The sequence below is a fragment of the Microbacterium sp. MMO-10 genome, assembly GCF_037148715.1.
GTDB lineage: Bacteria > Actinomycetota > Actinomycetes > Actinomycetales > Microbacteriaceae > Microbacterium.
Genome location: NZ_JBBCSV010000003.1, coordinates 204,590 through 220,774, shown reverse-complemented (window position 1 = coordinate 220,774; position 16,185 = coordinate 204,590). Strand labels below are relative to the sequence as shown.

Below are 16,185 nucleotides of genomic sequence, written 5' to 3'. Positions count from 1 at the left end.
AGGCTGGTGCGCGGCATCCAACCGTCATTTCTGAGGAGCACACGCATGGGCGCACACGACGCCGTCATCGAGATCCCGCGCGGCAGCCGCGTGAAGTACGAGGTCGACCACGAGACCGGACGAGTGCACCTCGACCGCGTGCTCTACACGACCTTCGGCTACCCCGCCGACTACGGCTACTTCGACAACACCCTCGGCGAGGACGGCGATCCGCTGGACGTGCTGGTGCTGCTCGACCAGGCGATCTTCCCCGGTGTCGTCGTGAACGTGCGCCCGGTCGCCGTGCTCAAGATGAGCGACGAGGCCGGCGGCGACGACAAGCTCGTGGCCGTGCTGAGCAAGGACCCGCGCTGGTCGCACATCCAGGACGTCGACGACCTGGCCGAATACACGAAGAAGGAGATCGCGCACTTCTTCGAGCACTACAAGGACCTCGAGCCCAACAAGTGGGTCAAGGTCGACGCATGGGGCGATGCCGCCGAGGCGCAGCGCATCCTCGACGAGGCGATCGAGCGCTTCAAGAACGACGGCCACTGAGCCGTCGGCCGCGCACCGCGGCCGACATGCAGAAGACCCCCGGTCCGCTTCCGCGGCCGGGGGTCTTCTGCTTGAGGATCCGGCGGATCAGCCCATGTACACGCCGCGGTTCTCCATGAAGTTGATCGGGTTGATCGGGTAGTCGTCCTGGTAGACCTCGAAGTGCAGGTGGCACCCGAAGGATCCGCCGGTGTTGCCCGCGTAGGCGATCACCTGGCCGGCGTTGACCCACTGACCGGGAGAGACGTTGAACCCGCCGTACTCGATGTGACCGTAGCCGGTGCCGATGCCCGTGCCGTCGTTGTTCTCGATGCGGATGTAGTTGCCGTAGCCGCCGTAGTACCACGCCATCGTCACGGTGCCGGAGTGGGCCGCGTAGATCGGCGAACCGCAGCTGCCGTCGGCGAGGTCGACGCCCTCATGGAAGCTGGACGAGCATCCCCAGGCATCGCAATCGGGCACGCGCGGGCCGTAGCCGGACGACTGGTAGCCGCCGAACGGGCGCACCCATCCGCCGCTGCCGGTCCAGGATCCGCCGCCGGAGTCGCCTCCGCCGCCGCCACCGCCGTTGTTCGCGGCCTGGCGCGCGGCCTCGGCAGCGGCCTGACGCTGCGCCTCCGCCGCCGCCTCCGCAGCGGCGCGTGCGGCCTCGCCCGCCTGGTAGCCGGCGACCGTCTTGGCCGTGGTGTCCTGCAGCGCGGCCAGCTGGGCCTGCAGCACGCCGAGGTGGGTCTGCTGATCCGCGAGCGCTGCGGCGGCCGCGGCCGCAGCGGTCTGCGCGGCGGCCAGCTTGTCCTGGGCGACCTTGTTCAGACGGTCGCGTTCGGTGCGCGCCGCCGTGGCCTGGTCGGTCAGCGACTGTGCGGTGTTCTTCGCCTCGAGCGCCTTGTCGTAGATGGCCTGGGTGCCGGAGAGCACGCGGTCCATCTGCCCCAGACGCTGCAGCAGCTCGTCCTTGTTGGCCGTGGAGGCCGAGAAGAACAACTGCAGTGCGGTGGTGTCGCCGCCGTCGCGGGAGAGCTGCGCCGCGATCTGACCCGCCTTGCTCGCCGCGTCGTCGGCGGCCTTCTTCTGCGAGTCCGCCTGCGCCTGCAGGTCATCGGTGCGGCGCGCCTGCGCGTTCGCCGCCTGCTGGGCGGCGAACGCCTCGGTGCCGGCGGCTTCCGCGGCGGCCTTCGTCGTCGCGACGTTCTGGGTGAGAGAGGCGATGAGCCCCTGGATGCGCGTCACCTCGTTCGCGGCCGCGTCCTCGTTCGCCTTGGCCGCCTGGACGTCATCCCAGCTGGGGTAGTCGTCGGCGTACGCCGCAGGGGCGCCGAGGAAGAGGCCGAGGATCAGCGCGCCGACGGTGGCGATGCTCAGAGCGATCCCGCCCCGTCGCGCACGAGGCACGGCACCGGGGCGCGGAACGACGGACGTCCGGCCCGGGTCACGGCGGACGTCTCTGCTGTTCGGATGGTTCACGCGGCTCCCTTTCGCCGGTTTCACTCATGTCACACTAGCAACATCGGCCCCGCACGCAACACTGCGGATCCGGCTCGGGATCGGGAATTCTTCGGATCTTCGCGTGCTGGTCATGTCCCCGGGTTCGGAACGGGACCACCCTTCATCCTCCCCCTGGACACGCCCGGGATCCAGCGGGACGCGCCCTCGATTGGCGTTTTGCCGCACAAACCCCTTATGCTTGAGCGTCGGCAAGGGAACCCCAGAGGTTCGCCTCCGGCCCCATCGTTTAGTGGCCTAGGACGCCGCCCTTTCACGGCGGTAGCACGGGTTCGAATCCCGTTGGGGTCACTCTTTCCGATACAATTTCATAGTTCTGGCCCTGTAGCGCAGTTGGTTAGCGTGCCGCCCTGTCACGGCGGAGGTCGCGGGTTCAAGTCCCGTCAGGGTCGCTCCAAGCGACGGGCCTTTCTTCGGAAAGGCCTTTCGTCTAGGACGCAGGTCAGAAGCTTCCACCTTCCGTCCTGTGCGGCTCTGTAGCTCAGTTGGTAGAGCGTTCGACTGAAAATCGAAAGGTCACCGGATCGATGCCGGTCGGAGCCACACGGGTGATCGTTACAATCACCCCAGGAACCCTCGCGTAGCTTCTACATCGCGGGGGTTTCGTCTTTTCCAGGGATGCCTTCTCGCGGCCGGCCAGATCATCTTTCAGTCTGGGATCCCGCACAAACCCCGCAGATTCAGACCACAGTCTTGAGCTTGTCGTGCATCGCCTGGGCGGCCTTCCGACTGCCCGTCTGACGCGCCATGTAGACATCCTGAGTGATGCTCGGATTCGCGTGCCCGAGGTAGTCGGCGATGTCGCGCGCGCTGAGCCCAGCCTCATCCAGGATCGTCGCGACCGTCTTCCGGAATGTGTGCGTGCTCAACTCCGGGTAGCCCAGCGCCTCCCGGCGGTCGCGGATCTCACGCTGCGTATTGGAAGGGTCTCGCATTCGCATCAACGGAGACGGGAACACCAGCGTCGACAAACCACCGACCTTTTCACGACGACGGTTGAGCAGTGCAACAGCCTCGGCGGGCAACGGCGTTACGCGCGCCGACGCATCCGACTTCGGGAACTCCTGCCGCTTGACGCCCTGGCCCTTGAGCCGCTTCGCGATCGCGTCCACGCGCGCCGTCTTCGCGGCGATGTCCACCGATGACCACTCGAGCGCACAGGCTTCAGCCACTCGCCAGCCCACCATGAGCATCCATTCGATCAGGTCGGCAGTGTCCCATTCCGCAAGGTACGGATCAGCACGGACGTTCTCGACGAACGCCGGCAACTCAGAGATTGGGATCGCGGTCGCGCCCTTCGAGCGCCGATGGGTGATGCGCTCCAACTCGCGAACCGGGTTTCGCTGAATCGCACCATTACGTACCGCGAGACCGAGCATCCCACTGAGGACGCTTCTGCAGTTCTTCGCAGCGCGGTGTTCGCACTTCCCCCGTCGAAGAGCATGAACATCCTCGCGAACACCGGCCCAGCAGTCGGCACGATCGACGACTTCATCTCCCGGTATGGCTACCTGAACGGCACGATCGAGTATCGCGCCGTCATGCCAGACCTCAACGGGGCGGCGTCGGGCAACGGGCGGATGGGTACGTATGCCACAGGCGGCCGAGTCGTTGGCCCGGGAACGAGTACGTCTGACTCGGTCGTCGCCCGCCTGTCGAACGGCGAGTACGTTCTCACTGCGGACGACGTGCGCAAGGCCGGAGGCCCTGACCAGCTGGATCGGTGGCGAACCCTTATGCACAGCGGAAACACACCGTCGTCGCTCGCAGAGGCGGCGACCCAGCGGTACGCAGCGTACGCCCCGACGTACACCCAGGCGCAGCAGGTTCACGTCACCGTCACAGCGCCCGAGAGCTCCAGCACACCAAGTTTCGTTCTCGAAGACCACTCCACGAACTACTCGTACGACCCGGACCAGAAGGCGAAGGCGCAGCGGGAACAGTTGTCCCGCGCTCTCGCCGCACACGGACTCCGATGATGTCGGTGAGAGGTCGTACGGTGATCCCGTGAGCGATGACATGAGCTGGACCGAGGAAGACGATGCCGCAGTTGCCTACGAGCTGCTCCCCGACTGGCACCCGTCACTCTTCGTCGACGCCGTACGGATGGGCCTTCAGCGTCTGGACCCAGGCGCGCTTGAGATGCTGCGAGCCGCGTTCGTCACGCCAGAGTCGGCAGACAGGTGGGGGGACTTCTCGGAGGCACGCACGATCGCGAACAGCAGTCTCAAACTCAGCATGAGTGCGTTGTGGGCGGTCGACGCGCCGGATGTCAGCTACGTCCGATGGGTCGACACGCAGGCGCACGTTGCGCCTGATAGCAGGCTCATTCCGGCCGAGTTGCACGCAACACTCGTCTGGCGACCTGAGATCGCAGTCACACCCGGATCCGCATGGCGACTCCACGCCCTCGGAGATCCAGCGCATCCAGATGACGTTCCAAGAACAGCGATCGGCTTCGACCCCCGCACCCTCGGTTAGTCACCAACGGAATCACCCAAACCCGCCACATCCACGCGTGCTCAGCGTGATCCCCGGTTTGATATGCCTCAGCGGCTTGGAGGCGGTCGACGACCGTCGCCCTACGATGACTCCATGGGTCTAGAACTTGCGGTCCGCGGCATGCGACTCGCGATCGCAGCAGTCGATCCCAATGACCCGGACCTCACTGCGGTGCGTGTCGGCGAGGCCGTCATGTGGGCCGATGTCGCGAGCGATCTCGTCCCGCACGCACGCCACCATCTGTCACCTGCGCTCTCGATGACCCGCAACGCAGTGCTGCATGGTGCGATCGTTTGCGCGGACGTCCGCGACGGATTGGTCTGGCCGATGGTCTGGCCGCTTACTTGGGTAGATGTCGTGTGGGCCCCCACGAACACCATCGTCAACGCTCTCGGCTGCGAACCGAGCGCGTCGAAGGTGCGCCACTACGAGGAATACCTCGCCGGCCAGCGGGTTGTTCCGGGGCTAACTGACGTGCTGAACCATTTCGAACGGGTCGCTCGCGGATCAACATCGTGATCGCGCCACGGCGTCTATTCAAGACGCCGTGGCGCGATCCGGGATACGGGGCGGTCAATGCTCGGACCCAGCCAGCGGTTGGCGGTAGCGTCGCCGTCCATGGAGTTCACGAACTATGTGTATCCGCACTGCGGCAGTGAGTGGCGGGCACAAGCTGATGGTCATGTCCTGCTCGGCACGTGGCCGCACTGCGCAAGGTGCGGCACCTCTGCCGACGAGAAGTAGCGCGACATGCTGGGCGACTGGCAGCGCCCGTGCCAGGAAAGGCATGCCGTAGCTCCAACTCCGCGGGCATAGAATCCTCGCATGGGATACGTGCTCGAAGGCGGACCTCGCAATGGTGACTACTCCGATGATCTGCCGCTCGGTTACGCCGCCAAGCAGATCGTCGCAGGAGTTGTCAGCAGTCCCAACGACTCGCCGGCTCCAAAGGCTGAATGGCTTGGAGTCAACGATGCCGAGTTTTTCCGGAGTCTGCCAAACCACGAACTCACCATGTCCTACGACATCGCCCGGAAGATTGCGGCCGACTGGCACGAGCCGGACCTTGGACGCAAAGCGATCGCCGCGAACGATGAGCGATTAGCGCGGAATGAGATGAAGCGCCGCGGCATCTTTGACGGGCACCAGCCCCGCTGACCTTGCCCGGATGGTCTTCGCCGGGAAGAGGTGGCGCGTCACGGACATGCCCACCAGGATCCGACACTCGCTCTGGTCGGTGCAGCTCGAGACCCCCAGCCCGCTTTACGGCTGGCGATTCCAAGGGACCGATGACGCAGGCGACTCGTACGTCCTTGATGTCTTCAAGGGCGAGGACGGATGGCACGTTCACCACGCGTACTCATGACGTCATCTGCGCAGCGCCTCAGGATCAAGCCGGGACGTGTTCCCAGGTGGCCCCGTAGCTTCGCCCCTTTTGGGCGTCTTCGTAGAAGCTCCAGGCCTGATCGCGATCGGTGAAGACACGCTCATGCTCGGTATCTGGACCGTCGAGGTTGAACGTCTTCCACGTGACTCGGTAGTTCGTATTCGGATCATCGTGTCCGCTTGTCGGCTCATGCCTCATAGGGTGATTCTCCCATCTCGGTGAGAGGTCGGTGGCAGCCCGCCAAGTCTTGACTGCTCCAGCGGCTCGGCGCTGTCCTCGGCCTTCGCGCAAGCCAACCCATTCAAGGTCGACTCACTCGACCACACTCGGCATGAGCAGGTCTCTGCCATGATGTGCACATGAGCACTCCGCAAGAAATTGCCCAGTGGCTGATGGATGAGATCACCGCACGCGGGCGAAATCGAAGCTACCAGAGGCGCCTCGTTCCACGGCTTCGCGAGCAGTTCGGAGACGAATGGCTCTATCGCAACCAGAACAACAATTGGGCGATCGATCGCAGAATCCTGAAGGCTCTTGGCCCGTTGAAGACTGACAACGTCATCTGGGATCGGTCTGACCAGTCGTGGCGGATTGTTGATGATGACGATCTTGCAAGGATCCGGGAGCGCGACGAAGTTCGCAAACAGAGGCGCGAAGAGGCGCGACGCCGCCGCACCGAGCGGCAGTCCGAGCGAGAGAGCGAGTAGCCGGCCCGTGGAATGGCAGGTTGGATACAACATCGCCCAGCTGATTATTGCGGCAGCTATTGGGATCGGGAGCGCACAATTAACTCTCCTGTTCGAGCGAAAGCGGGCTCTACGGGAGGCTGACGCCGAGTGGACACTGTCACCGATCCCTGAAGAAGTATCGAAACGCGGCGGAATGCGTGGATGGGTACTCACAAACACCGGGACTAAGACGGCCACGAGCGTCGAGTTGGGTATTCCTGACGCAGAGATGATTCGGGAATCCGACCGGCCCGCGCGATTCCACCCAAATGAGTCGGAGCTGTTCTTCCTCGACCCAAGATCCCCAGGCTCTCAACGACTCCATATCGCCTGGACATCACATAGGGGCGAACGCCGTGAGACGACGCGGCTCTTGATTATTGCGTACTAACGATACGTCTCAGCGCCTCGAGCTTGTTACCGGACCTGCATGAGCACCTCGGGAACTGCCTATATCGGTAGCAGCGGCGTTGCCCCCCTCTCCCAACATCGGAACGTCTTTCGCGGATCGTGAACGAGATCCCGGCGGCGTGCGTCGCGGTCCAGTGGATCCTCGCACGGGGGCACGTTGGGCCAAACCTAGCGGCCGCCAGGGGCTCGTGGGTACGCGTCATAGGGCTACTGTGTGGCTCATGCCGCAAGGTGGAGAGCTTGGGATCAAGACCGGCGAGTACTGGGCGTTCCGACAGGGAACCTCTCATCCGCTCCAGCGTGCCTTGATTCTCAACCCCGGGTTCCACTACGACGCCTACATTCGAATCCGGCTCATCGACGATCCGACTGTGCCCGAGATCTGGGCCAGACGAGCACAACTGCCGTGCAAATGGGCTGAGGTGGAGCTTTACTTGCGTAACCACCCGGACGTTCCGCGAGACATGCCGACCCCAGAGCCGCCAGAACAAGCAGACCCTGGCGCTTACCGCATGGCATTCACGGCAAACGAGTTGCGGGCCATCATCCACGACGAGATCCACAACGCGCTTGGAGTGGAGAAGATCGCGTACACGATTCGGGAAGCCGCGACGGCGACCGGTGTCAGTCCAACTCTTCTCCGTGCGGCCATGCGACGCGGCGACCTCACCGCGAACTACGCCGGAGCGAAGCCGCTGTTCGCGCCTGAGGAGCTGAGTCGCTGGGTCAATACGCTGCCCGAACAGCCCTGGGGGATCACCTATCGCTGACTGGAACACAGCCCGCATCTACCCCGCACTTTTGGTGATCCGGGGAGATACTTCCTGATACGCAGCGAGGAGGCGAGAGAAGGGCCAGCAGGCAATCTGATACCCCGCAATAACCCATGATTCTGGTGAACTCTGAATCGAAAGCTCACCGATCCGGAGCGGCCCCCGAACCCTCAGCTCCCCCAGAACGGGCCGGTCAGGCCCGCGCCGCGGAAGTACTCCGCCGCTTCGACGGGCTCGCGGCGGCGGTAGCCGCGGTCGAGCCGGCCGGAGTACCAGTCGGAGGCGAGGCGCCACAGCGTCTCCAGATCGAAGACCACCCCCGGGTGGAGGGCGTTCGTGCGCAGCCACTCCTCGACGCAGCGCTCGTCACAGAAGATCCTCTGGCTCTCGCAGGCGTGCACGACGTCGTCCCATACGTGCGCGATCGGCACGAGGAAGTGCGCCACCTGATCCCCCGCCGGCGGTTCCGCGGACGAGACGTTCCAGGCGTGCGCGGTCCCGCAGTTCGGGCAGGTCGTAGCCACGAGGACGGGTGAGGCGCCGGGCACGAGGTGCGGGATCGCGAACGAGTCCCAGGCGCACCCGCCCCACCACAGCACCCGGTCGCTCTTCACGGAGAAGCCGAAGTCGCGCGTCGCGAACGGATGGGCGAGCACGATGTCGCCGCCCTCGTCCAGCACGATGTGCCGGTTCGCCGCGAGGGCCCGGAAGGCGTCCGCGGCCTCCGCGGCGGTGATCCCCTCCTCCGCCGCGGTCTGCGCGCTCGTCGCGACACGCCCCTCGTCGACCAGCTGCCGGTACAGCCGGACCCGCAGTCCTTCGAGATCGATCTCCATCGACGAACCCCCTTTCGAAACCCCGCATCGACACCGGGCCACGGCCGCGGGGCCACGGGCCTGCGGGGAACTCTTCACAGTATGCGCCGCTTCCCGAGGATGCGCCTCAGACCGATCCCTCGAAGTGCGCGAGCCAGCCTGCGAGCGTCGCCTCCAGCGCCCGACGCTCGGCCGCCGGCACCATCGACAGCAGCCGCTGCTCGTTCGCGACATGGTCCGCGAAGGCGTCGTCGATCAGCCGCCGACCGGCCTCCGTGAGCGCCACGACCCTGCCCCGCGCGTCGCCGGATCCGACCCGGCGGGTCACCAGCCCCGCGCCTTCGAGGCGGTCGAGCCGCTTGGACATGCCGCCGCTCGTCACCATCGTCGATGCGGCGAGGTCGCTGGGGCTCGCCTCGAACGGCTCACCGGTGCGGCGCAGGGCGGCGAGCACATCGAAGTCGCCCTCCGAGAGTCCGTGCGCGCGGTAGACCGCGACCAGCTCCTCGGTCAGCGCCAGGGCCAGGCGGTGCAGGCGCCCGATCGTGCCGATCGGGGTCACGTCGAGGTCGGGCCGCTCCCGTCGCCACGCCTGCTGGATCCGCGCCACCTGATCGTCGATGTCCGTCACCTCTTCACTATATCTTCCGAGGAAGCTATAGTGTCTTCCATGGAAACTAATCGGAGATGGCTCCTCATCGCGACGATCGCGCCGATCGCCTGGGGGAGCACCTACTTCGTGACCCGCGAGTGGCTGCCGGACGCCCCGGTCTGGGGAGCGGCCATCCGCGCCCTGCCCGCCGGACTCGTGCTGCTGGCACTGGTCCGCCGGCTTCCCCGGGGCTCCTGGTGGTGGAAGTCCGCAGTGCTCGGCACCCTCAACGTCGGCGCGTTCTTCGTGCTCGTCTACGCCGCGGCGCAGCTGCTGCCGACGAGCATCGCCGCGACGATCATGGCGACCTCATCGGTCGCGATCGCCCTCGCGGCATGGGCGATCCTGCGCGAGCGCCCGGGGATCCTGCGGCTGCTCGGCGCGCTCGTCGGCATCGGCGGCGTCGCGCTCATGCTGCTCGGTACCACGACCTCGGTCGACCCGCGGGGCGTGATCGCCTCCATCGCCGCGATGGCCATGTCCTCGATCGGATTCATCCTCGCCAAGCGCTGGAACGGCGAGGTCGGGATCCTCCCCTCCACGGCCTGGCAGCTCGTGTTCGGCGGTCTCGCGCTCATCCCGTTCGCGGTGCTCGTCGAGGGACCGCCCCCGGTGGTCGACGGTGCGGGGCTCGCAGCCTACGGCTACCTCACCCTGGTCGCGACCGCCCTCGCCAACGTCGCGTGGTTCGCCGCCCTGAAGCACCTGCCCTCCGGCACGGTCGGCCTCATCGGCCTGCTCAACCCGGTCACGGGCGTGCTCCTCGGCGTACTCGTGGCAGGGGAGATCCTGGCGGGACGACAGCTCGCGGGTCTCGCGCTGGTCCTGCTCGGCATCGCCGCACCCCTCGTGCTCGACGGGGTCACGGCGCGACGGAGCGTCAGCCGCGGACGACGCGGGTCGGACGATCCCGCCCGAAGGATCCTTCGAGGCGGCTCCGGGATCCGGGCTGCACGAGACGGGCGATGCTGACCAGCCCTCCGGCGGACCAGGTCCGGCGCCGGATCTGCAGGCACGGCTCCATCGGCCCGAGCTCGAGCAGGTCGCTCTCCTCCACCGTCGGGAGGACCGCCTCGACGATGTGCTCGCCGCGCGTCATCGGAGCGACGCGGGACAGATAGTCGTTGGGCGTGATCCTGGCGAAGTCCTGCTCCAGGTAGTCGGGGGCGAGCAGCGGTCCGACGATGCGGTCCTCGAGCTGGATGGGGACATCGTCCTCGTAGTGAACGATGACGGAGTGGAAGACGTACTCGCCCGAGAAGTCCTCGGAGAGGTGCCGCGCGACGGGGTTCGCCTCCCGCTCCAGCAGGACGACCCTGGTGCTGTGCCGGTGGCCCCGGCCCTGCACCTCCTCGGCGATGTTCATCACGTCGAACAGCGGCGAGGTGGCCTTCACCGAGGCCACGAAGCTGCCGACGCCCATGTTGCGGAAGATCACGCCGTCGGCGGCCAGCTCGCGCAGCGCGCGGTTGATGGTCATCCGGGACAGGCCGAGAGCGGCGACGAGCTGGCTCTCGGACGGGAGCTGATCCCCCTCCTGCCACTCGCCGACCTCGATGCGACTCCGGATCGCGCGCTTGATCCGCTCATACGCGGGTGCGCCGTCTCCGACGGAGGCCGCGTAGGCGCCGACGAGATCCTGGATATCGACCTGCGGCACGGGAGACCTCCTTCGTCTGTCGCTTCTCCTCCGGGGACGAGCTGCTGCTCCCCCGGATTCTACTGGCGGGTTCGCGCGTCCACCTCTTGACAGAGACCTGTATATACCGCACTATACAACTACGGTCCCGAAGGAGAGACGTTCTTCTCGCCTCCGGCCCCGTCTGCCGCCCCCGGGCGGCCGGCCCGAGCACCATCCCTGAGAAGCACCCGGCGCGGTCATCGTCGACCCGCCCCGACGAAACCCGAGAGGATCCCCTTCCCGTGAGCGAGAACGAACCCACCCCGACCACGCAGATGCTCGCCGTCGAGACGCGCACGATCGACGTCGTGCCGGACGCCGAGCGGCACGGTTCGCCGCGCAGCCAGTTCACCCTGTGGTTCGGCGCGAACATGCAGATCACCGCGATCGTCGACGGCGCCCTCGCCGTGGTCTTCGGCGCCGACGCGCTCTGGGCCATCATCGGGCTGCTGATCGGCAACCTCGCCGGCGGCGTCGTGATGGCGCTGCACGCGGCGCAGGGACCGCGCATGGGCCTGCCCCAGATGATCTCCAGCCGGGCCCAGTTCGGCGTCCGCGGCGCCGCCGTCCCCCTGGTCCTCGTGATCCTGATGTACCTCGGGTTCGCGGCCACCGGCACCGTGCTCACCGGACAGGCGATCAACCTCATCCTCGGCGTGGACGCCCCCGCCGTCGGGATCATCGTCTTCGGAGTGCTCACCGCGATCGTCGCGATCTTCGGGTACCGCCTCATCCACGTCGTCGGCCGCATCGCGACCGTCGCGGGCATCATCGGGTTCACCTACCTGCTGATCCGCCTGTTCCTCACCTACGACGTCGCCGCGCACGTCAACCTCAAGCCCTTCGAATGGGCGACGTTCCTGCTCGCGATCTCGCTCGGCGCCGGCTGGCAGCTCACGTTCGGACCGTACGTCGCCGACTACTCCCGGTACCTGCCGCGTTCGACCAGCGAGTCCACCACGTTCTGGGCGACGTTCACCGGCAGCGTGATCGGCTCGCAGTGGTCGATGACCCTCGGCGCCCTCGTCGCCGCCGTCGCGGGCGACGCGTTCCTCGGCAACCAGGTCGGATTCATCGGCGAGCTCGCCGGCCCGGCCGCGATCGCGATCGTGCTGTACCTGGTGATCGTCTGCGGAAAGCTCGCGGTCAACACCCTGAACGCGTACGGCGGATTCATGTCCACGCTGACCACGGTGACCGCCTTCCGCGGCCGGACCCGCATCTCCACCCTCGCCCGCGCGCTGTACATCGTCGGGTTCATCCTGCTGTCGATGATCGTCGCCCTGGCCGCCAGTGCCGAGTTCCTCGCCTTCTTCCGCAACTTCGTGCTGCTCCTGCTGATGGTGTTCATCCCGTGGTCGGCGATCAACCTCGTCGACTACTACCTGATCTCGAAGGAACGGATCGACATCCCGGCGCTGTACGACGCGAAGGGACGCTACGGGGCGTGGAACTGGCCCGCCCTGGCGGTCTATGCAGCCGGGGTCGTCGTGCAGATCCCGTTCCTCGCGCAGACGCTCTACACGGGACCGATCACGGAACTGCTCGGCGGTGCCGACATCTCCTGGCTCGTGGGACTCGCGGTGACCTCGGTGCTGTACTACGTCGTCGGCAAGCGCACGAACCGCCCCCCGGCGCACATGATCTATCCGACGGACGCACAGATGGAGGACCTCCGCATCGATGAGCACCCGCGGCCGTGAGGTTCGCCGCCTCAGGGGCGGGCGTGCTGCCGCGCCTCAGGACCGCGGGGAGCAGGTGCGCGGCCCGACGTCCTCGGCGCTCAGGCGGATCCCCCCGGCCGAGTTCGCGGCGTCCGCCAGCTCCGTGAGGATCCTCCTGTCCAGCTCCGGCCCCTCCGCCTCCTCGAAGACGAACCTCAGCGGGACCGCCGGGTTGAGCCAGATCGAGCTGCGTCCCGGGGACTGATCGCCGGGATGCGCCCAGGACACGGTGAGGCTCTCGCCACGGCGCAGCTTCGTCGTGATCACGACTTTCAGGTGGGCGAGCACGCGGTCCTCGATGTGGATCGGGGATTCGGATCCGCCGTAGTAGATGGTTCCCATGGGTCCGCCTATCCGGGATCTGGGGTCGGCCGCGTCGTCGGCGGCGCGAAATGGGCGATCGGGATGGGCTTGGTGCGGCGCGGCACCAGCAGGCGAAGGTCTTCGATGACGTTCGCCGGGCTCGGGTATCGGGTGGGGAGTCCGAGCTCGACCATCCAGCTGACCTCGCACTCGTCGAGCGCGACCCACCAGATGCACGCGACCACGCAGCGCTCGTCGTGCGCGTCGTAGCTGTGGTCGCTGATGCTCCACTCGTTGACGGCGACCTGCCGCAGTTCGAAGCGCTCCTCCGGCGTCATGTGCCGCTTCCGTCTTCGGGGAGCTGCGGGCCGCGCACCCGGAGCCGGTCGGGCCGGAATCCGTGCTCGACGCCCCAGAGCACGGCCTCCGTGCGCGAGCGCACGCCGATGCGGCGATAGGCGGAGCGGATGTAGGTCTTGACCGAGTTGACCGACAGATGCGTGCGATCCGCGATCTCGGCGTTCGACAGGCCCTGCGTGATCAGGGCGAGGACCTCGGCCTCCCGTACCGTAAGGCCCTCCTCGCGGCCGGGCCAGTCCCCGGCGGTGACGGCCGGCTTGCCCTGGGTGTCGACCCACACCTGAGAACCACCGGCGCAGATCTCTTGCAGAGCGGTGACGAGCTGCCGCGCGGGGATGCCCTTGGACACGTATCCGCCCGCGCCGTTCTCGATCGCGGCGCGGATCAGCCCCTCGTCGAGGACCCAGGAATAGACGACCACGCGCCCGACCCGCGGATTCGCGGCCAGGTCGTGCACGTCGGAGCGGTCGCCCTGCGTGGACGCGAAGGTGTCGTAGAGGGCGACGTCGACCTGCTGGGTGACGGGCTTGTTCAGGTCCAGCTCCACGACCTGGATCACGTCGCGATAGGCGCGCAGCATCGCGGCCAGGCCGCGCACGACCACCTCGTAGTCATTCACCAGGGCGACTCGCAGCATCGGAACTCCTCCATCGGCCGGGGGGACCGGCGATCCTGCGAGAAGTGTAGGGACCACGGGCACGGGAGAGGTCATGATTCGCGCAACCCCTTCCCTGTCGTCATCTGCTCGCACGGCAGACGTTTCCGTCGTCGGGCGATGCGTCGCCGGCGCCCTGCGCCGCGTGCGACGCCGACGCGCCCTTGCTCCGCTCCCCACGCTAACCAGCGGGCGGGACTGCCGTCTTCACCCCTAGGGGTGAAATCACGCGGCCCGCCGGGTCACGCGGATGCCGCCGCCGCGCTCTCTCCGGAGACGACCGGAGACGGATCCGGAGACCTCCGTCGATGCAGTTCCTCGAGGATCAGCGCCTCCCGACGGGTCAGGTACCGGCGCGGGCCATCGCGGTCGTCCGCCGTCGCCCGGCTCCCGAGCGCGTCCTCCACCCTGCCGAGCTCGATGATGAGGTCGCGGATCGTCATCTCGCTCCACGGCCGCCCGCCCGCGCGGACGAACTCCGCTCGCGGACGCGCGATCCGGCGCGGCCCCGCCGATGCGTCCCGGCGCGACTCCGCGCCGTCCTGAAGCCCGTCCATGCGTCCGCCTCCGTCCGCTCCCCCGCCTTCACGGTACGGAGCGGGCGGCGCGGTGTCTTCACCCCGAAGGGTGATATCGCATCTCCGTCGTGCGCGCCTCGTCTCCGCGCAGCGTGCGCTGTGCGTTTTCGCACATCGCGTTCGCCGCAAATGGTCATTGCCGCAGTGCGGTGTTCCGTTCAGGCTGGGGAGTCGACAGCCGAACAGGACGTGCAAAGGAGCACACATGGCGTACGACACAGCATCCCCCTCCGGCCTGCGCCGAGTCGTGGCCGCCTCGATGGCGGGCACGGTCGTCGAGTGGTACGAGTTCTTCCTCTACGCGTCGGCGTCGACGCTCGTGCTCGGCGCCGTCTTCTTCCCGCCCTCGGACGACCCGTTCAGCGGCATCATCGCCGCCTTCGTCACCTACGCGATCGGCTTCATCGCCCGCCCGCTCGGGGGGCTCGTGTTCGGGCACCTCGGCGACAGGTACGGGCGCAAGAAGCTCCTGCAGGCCAGCATCCTGATCATCGGCGCCGCGACCTTCCTCATCGGCTGCCTGCCCGGATTCGCCCAGGTCGGGTATCTCGCGCCGGTCCTGCTGGTGCTGCTCCGCTTCGCCCAGGGCTTCGCGATCGGCGGGGAATGGGGCGGCGCCGTGCTGCTCGTCGCCGAGCACAGCCCCCGCGAGCGGCGCGGATTCTGGGCGAGCTGGCCGCAGGCGGCCGTCCCGGTCGGCAACCTGCTCGCCACGCTCGTGCTCTTCGCCCTGTCCGCGACGCTGCCGCAGGACGCGTTCCTGGGGTGGGGCTGGCGGATCGCGTTCTGGCTGTCCGCCGTGATCGTGCTCATCGGCTGGTACATCCGCACCAAGGTCACCGAGGCGCCGATCTTCCTGGAGATGAAGCAGGCGCAGGAGCAGGAGGCCTCGAAGAGCTTCGGTCCGCTCGAGGTCGTGCGCCGCTACCCGCGCGGCGTGCTCGTCGCGATGGGCCTGCGCGTCGCGGAGAACATCCTCTACTACGTGGTCGTCACCTTCTCGATCGTGTACCTCACCCAGTCCGTCAAGGAGGCGACGTCGGCGACGCTGCTCATCCTCGCCGGCGCCCACGTGGTGCACTTCCTCGTGATCCCGCTGTTCGGACGGCTGTCCGACCGCTGGGGCCGCAAGCCCGTCTACGCGGTCGGCGCGATCCTCGGCGCCGCGTGGGGCTTCTTCGCCTTCCCGATGATGAACACCGGCAACCCCGTCGTCATCTGGGCGGCCATCGCCCTCGGCCTCGTCTTCCACGCGGCGATGTACGCGGGGCAGCCCGCGATCATGGCGGAGATGTTCCCGACGCGGATGCGGTACTCGGGCGTCAGCCTCGGCTACCAGGTCACGTCGATCTTCGCCGGTTCGCTGGCCCCGATCATCGCGACCAGCCTGCTCGCACAGTACGGCTCGAGCGTCCCGGTCGCGATCTACGTGGCGATCGCCTGCGCGATCACGCTCATCGCCGTGGCCGCGGCCCGCGAGACGAAGGGGGCGGATCTGCGCGCGCTCGACGCGGAGGACCGGTCGCGCCTGGCCCCCACCTCCTCTTCCGCGGAGGACGCCGTCCGGCAGCGCTGA

At 67.1% G+C, this 16,185-nt stretch carries 19 protein-coding genes and 3 tRNA genes; 13 read left to right on the top strand and 9 right to left on the bottom strand.

Features of this window, described 5'->3' with window-relative positions; translation table 11 throughout:
• The first annotated feature begins 45 nt into the window (after nt 1-45).
• Complete coding sequence (gene ppa / locus WFJ17_RS09805; RefSeq protein ID WP_045248825.1) at nt 46-537, top strand: inorganic diphosphatase; 492 nt, start codon at nt 46-48, stop codon at nt 535-537.
• Nucleotides 538-624: 87 nt separating this feature from the next.
• On the opposite strand, the gene WFJ17_RS09800 is transcribed toward ppa, so the two are convergent.
• The gene (locus tag WFJ17_RS09800; RefSeq protein WP_336648297.1) at nt 625-2,001 is read right to left on the bottom strand and encodes a M23 family metallopeptidase; all 1,377 of its coding nucleotides are present in this window, start codon (nt 1,999-2,001) and stop codon (nt 625-627) included.
• Nucleotides 2,002-2,258: 257 nt separating this feature from the next.
• On the opposite strand from WFJ17_RS09800, the gene WFJ17_RS09795 reads away from it, so the two are divergent.
• The 3 genes from WFJ17_RS09795 (at nt 2,259) to WFJ17_RS09785 (ending at nt 2,583) form a co-directional block, all read left to right on the top strand.
• Nucleotides 2,259-2,331, top strand: a tRNA-Glu gene (locus WFJ17_RS09795).
• A gap of 27 nt (nt 2,332-2,358) precedes the next feature.
• Nucleotides 2,359-2,432, top strand: a tRNA-Asp gene (locus WFJ17_RS09790).
• A 78-nt stretch (nt 2,433-2,510) separates the two neighbouring features.
• Nucleotides 2,511-2,583, top strand: a tRNA-Phe gene (locus tag WFJ17_RS09785).
• 137 nt (nt 2,584-2,720) lie between these two features.
• On the opposite strand, the gene WFJ17_RS09780 is transcribed toward WFJ17_RS09785, so the two are convergent.
• A complete protein-coding gene (locus WFJ17_RS09780) occupies nt 2,721-3,419 on the bottom strand; it encodes a site-specific integrase (RefSeq protein WP_336648296.1) in 699 nt (232 codons plus the stop codon).
• A gap of 63 nt (nt 3,420-3,482) precedes the next feature.
• Between WFJ17_RS09780 and WFJ17_RS09775 the strand changes: the two genes are divergently transcribed.
• The 6 genes from WFJ17_RS09775 to WFJ17_RS09750 all read left to right on the top strand — a co-directional run bounded on the left by WFJ17_RS09775 (nt 3,483) and on the right by WFJ17_RS09750 (nt 7,838).
• Nucleotides 3,483-4,019: a hypothetical protein gene (locus tag WFJ17_RS09775; RefSeq protein ID WP_336648295.1), complete on the top strand. Its 537-nt coding sequence runs from the start codon at nt 3,483-3,485 to the stop codon at nt 4,017-4,019.
• A 28-nt stretch (nt 4,020-4,047) separates the two neighbouring features.
• Nucleotides 4,048-4,521, top strand: coding sequence for a hypothetical protein (locus tag WFJ17_RS09770; protein WP_336648294.1), 474 nt, complete (start codon nt 4,048-4,050; stop codon nt 4,519-4,521).
• 114 nt (nt 4,522-4,635) lie between these two features.
• Entirely contained in the window at nt 4,636-5,061 is a 426-nt protein-coding gene (locus WFJ17_RS09765) for a hypothetical protein (protein ID WP_336648293.1), read from the top strand.
• 306 nt (nt 5,062-5,367) lie between these two features.
• Complete coding sequence (locus WFJ17_RS09760; protein ID WP_336648292.1) at nt 5,368-5,700, top strand: hypothetical protein; 333 nt, start codon at nt 5,368-5,370, stop codon at nt 5,698-5,700.
• Nucleotides 5,701-6,288: 588 nt separating this feature from the next.
• Complete coding sequence (locus WFJ17_RS09755) at nt 6,289-6,636, top strand: DUF6953 family protein (RefSeq protein WP_336648291.1); 348 nt, start codon at nt 6,289-6,291, stop codon at nt 6,634-6,636.
• A gap of 653 nt (nt 6,637-7,289) precedes the next feature.
• Nucleotides 7,290-7,838, top strand: a complete 549-nt coding sequence (locus tag WFJ17_RS09750; RefSeq protein ID WP_336648290.1) for a hypothetical protein — start codon at nt 7,290-7,292, stop codon at nt 7,836-7,838.
• Between the two features lie 173 nt (nt 7,839-8,011).
• On the opposite strand, the gene merB is transcribed toward WFJ17_RS09750, so the two are convergent.
• The gene (merB, locus tag WFJ17_RS09745) at nt 8,012-8,677 is read right to left on the bottom strand and encodes an organomercurial lyase (protein WP_336648289.1); all 666 of its coding nucleotides are present in this window, start codon (nt 8,675-8,677) and stop codon (nt 8,012-8,014) included.
• 106 nt (nt 8,678-8,783) lie between these two features.
• Complete coding sequence (locus WFJ17_RS09740) at nt 8,784-9,287, bottom strand: MarR family winged helix-turn-helix transcriptional regulator (protein WP_336629949.1); 504 nt, start codon at nt 9,285-9,287, stop codon at nt 8,784-8,786.
• Nucleotides 9,288-9,326: 39 nt separating this feature from the next.
• Between WFJ17_RS09740 and WFJ17_RS09735 the strand changes: the two genes are divergently transcribed.
• On the top strand, nt 9,327-10,280 hold the full coding sequence (locus WFJ17_RS09735; RefSeq protein ID WP_251439261.1) for an EamA family transporter: 954 nt from the start codon (nt 9,327-9,329) through the stop codon (nt 10,278-10,280).
• Here WFJ17_RS09735 and hutC read toward each other — a convergent pair.
• Nucleotides 10,189-10,968, bottom strand: a complete 780-nt coding sequence (gene hutC, locus WFJ17_RS09730) for a histidine utilization repressor (protein ID WP_251439262.1) — start codon at nt 10,966-10,968, stop codon at nt 10,189-10,191. The genes WFJ17_RS09735 and hutC overlap by 92 nt on opposite strands.
• 263 nt (nt 10,969-11,231) lie before the next feature.
• Here hutC and WFJ17_RS09725 point away from each other — a divergent pair, with 263 nt between their 5' ends.
• A complete protein-coding gene (locus WFJ17_RS09725; RefSeq protein WP_374208749.1) occupies nt 11,232-12,692 on the top strand; it encodes a purine-cytosine permease family protein in 1,461 nt (486 codons plus the stop codon).
• Between the two features lie 36 nt (nt 12,693-12,728).
• Here the strand turns inward: WFJ17_RS09725 and WFJ17_RS09720 are convergent, their stop codons facing one another.
• From WFJ17_RS09720 to WFJ17_RS09705, 4 genes are all read right to left on the bottom strand, one after another.
• A complete protein-coding gene (locus WFJ17_RS09720; protein ID WP_251439263.1) occupies nt 12,729-13,055 on the bottom strand; it encodes a DUF7882 family protein in 327 nt (108 codons plus the stop codon).
• A gap of 8 nt (nt 13,056-13,063) precedes the next feature.
• Nucleotides 13,064-13,354 carry a hypothetical protein gene (locus WFJ17_RS09715; RefSeq protein WP_336648288.1) on the bottom strand — a complete coding sequence of 97 codons (291 nt, stop codon included), beginning with the start codon at nt 13,352-13,354 and terminating at the stop codon, nt 13,064-13,066.
• Nucleotides 13,351-14,013: a response regulator transcription factor gene (locus WFJ17_RS09710; RefSeq protein WP_292886692.1), complete on the bottom strand. Its 663-nt coding sequence runs from the start codon at nt 14,011-14,013 to the stop codon at nt 13,351-13,353. The genes WFJ17_RS09715 and WFJ17_RS09710 overlap by 4 nt, the downstream gene beginning before the upstream one ends.
• A 260-nt stretch (nt 14,014-14,273) precedes the next feature.
• On the bottom strand, nt 14,274-14,588 hold the full coding sequence (locus WFJ17_RS09705; protein WP_251439268.1) for a hypothetical protein: 315 nt from the start codon (nt 14,586-14,588) through the stop codon (nt 14,274-14,276).
• A 226-nt stretch (nt 14,589-14,814) separates the two neighbouring features.
• On the opposite strand from WFJ17_RS09705, the gene WFJ17_RS09700 reads away from it, so the two are divergent.
• The gene (locus tag WFJ17_RS09700; RefSeq protein ID WP_295033927.1) at nt 14,815-16,185 is read left to right on the top strand and encodes an MFS transporter; all 1,371 of its coding nucleotides are present in this window, start codon (nt 14,815-14,817) and stop codon (nt 16,183-16,185) included.

Excerpts from the sequence above, each read along its gene's own strand:
- WFJ17_RS09705 (WP_251439268.1), bottom strand. The coding sequence starts at position 14,588 with ATGGACGGGCTTCAGGACGGCGCGGAGTCGCGCCGGGACGCATCGGCG.
- WFJ17_RS09715 (WP_336648288.1), bottom strand. The coding sequence starts at position 13,354 with ATGACGCCGGAGGAGCGCTTCGAACTGCGGCAGGTCGCCGTCAACGAG.
- WFJ17_RS09755 (WP_336648291.1), top strand. The coding sequence starts at position 6,289 with ATGAGCACTCCGCAAGAAATTGCCCAGTGGCTGATGGATGAGATCACC.
- merB (WP_336648289.1), bottom strand. The coding sequence starts at position 8,677 with ATGGAGATCGATCTCGAAGGACTGCGGGTCCGGCTGTACCGGCAGCTG.
- WFJ17_RS09735 (WP_251439261.1), top strand. The coding sequence starts at position 9,327 with ATGGAAACTAATCGGAGATGGCTCCTCATCGCGACGATCGCGCCGATC.
- ppa (WP_045248825.1), top strand. The coding sequence starts at position 46 with ATGGGCGCACACGACGCCGTCATCGAGATCCCGCGCGGCAGCCGCGTG.
- WFJ17_RS09765 (WP_336648293.1), top strand. The coding sequence starts at position 4,636 with ATGGGTCTAGAACTTGCGGTCCGCGGCATGCGACTCGCGATCGCAGCA.
- WFJ17_RS09780 (WP_336648296.1), bottom strand. The coding sequence starts at position 3,419 with ATGCTCGGTCTCGCGGTACGTAATGGTGCGATTCAGCGAAACCCGGTT.
- WFJ17_RS09775 (WP_336648295.1), top strand. The coding sequence starts at position 3,483 with ATGAACATCCTCGCGAACACCGGCCCAGCAGTCGGCACGATCGACGAC.
- WFJ17_RS09700 (WP_295033927.1), top strand. The coding sequence starts at position 14,815 with ATGGCGTACGACACAGCATCCCCCTCCGGCCTGCGCCGAGTCGTGGCC.
- WFJ17_RS09750 (WP_336648290.1), top strand. The coding sequence starts at position 7,290 with ATGCCGCAAGGTGGAGAGCTTGGGATCAAGACCGGCGAGTACTGGGCG.
- WFJ17_RS09710 (WP_292886692.1), bottom strand. The coding sequence starts at position 14,013 with ATGCTGCGAGTCGCCCTGGTGAATGACTACGAGGTGGTCGTGCGCGGC.
- WFJ17_RS09760 (WP_336648292.1), top strand. The coding sequence starts at position 5,368 with ATGGGATACGTGCTCGAAGGCGGACCTCGCAATGGTGACTACTCCGAT.
- WFJ17_RS09720 (WP_251439263.1), bottom strand. The coding sequence starts at position 13,055 with ATGGGAACCATCTACTACGGCGGATCCGAATCCCCGATCCACATCGAG.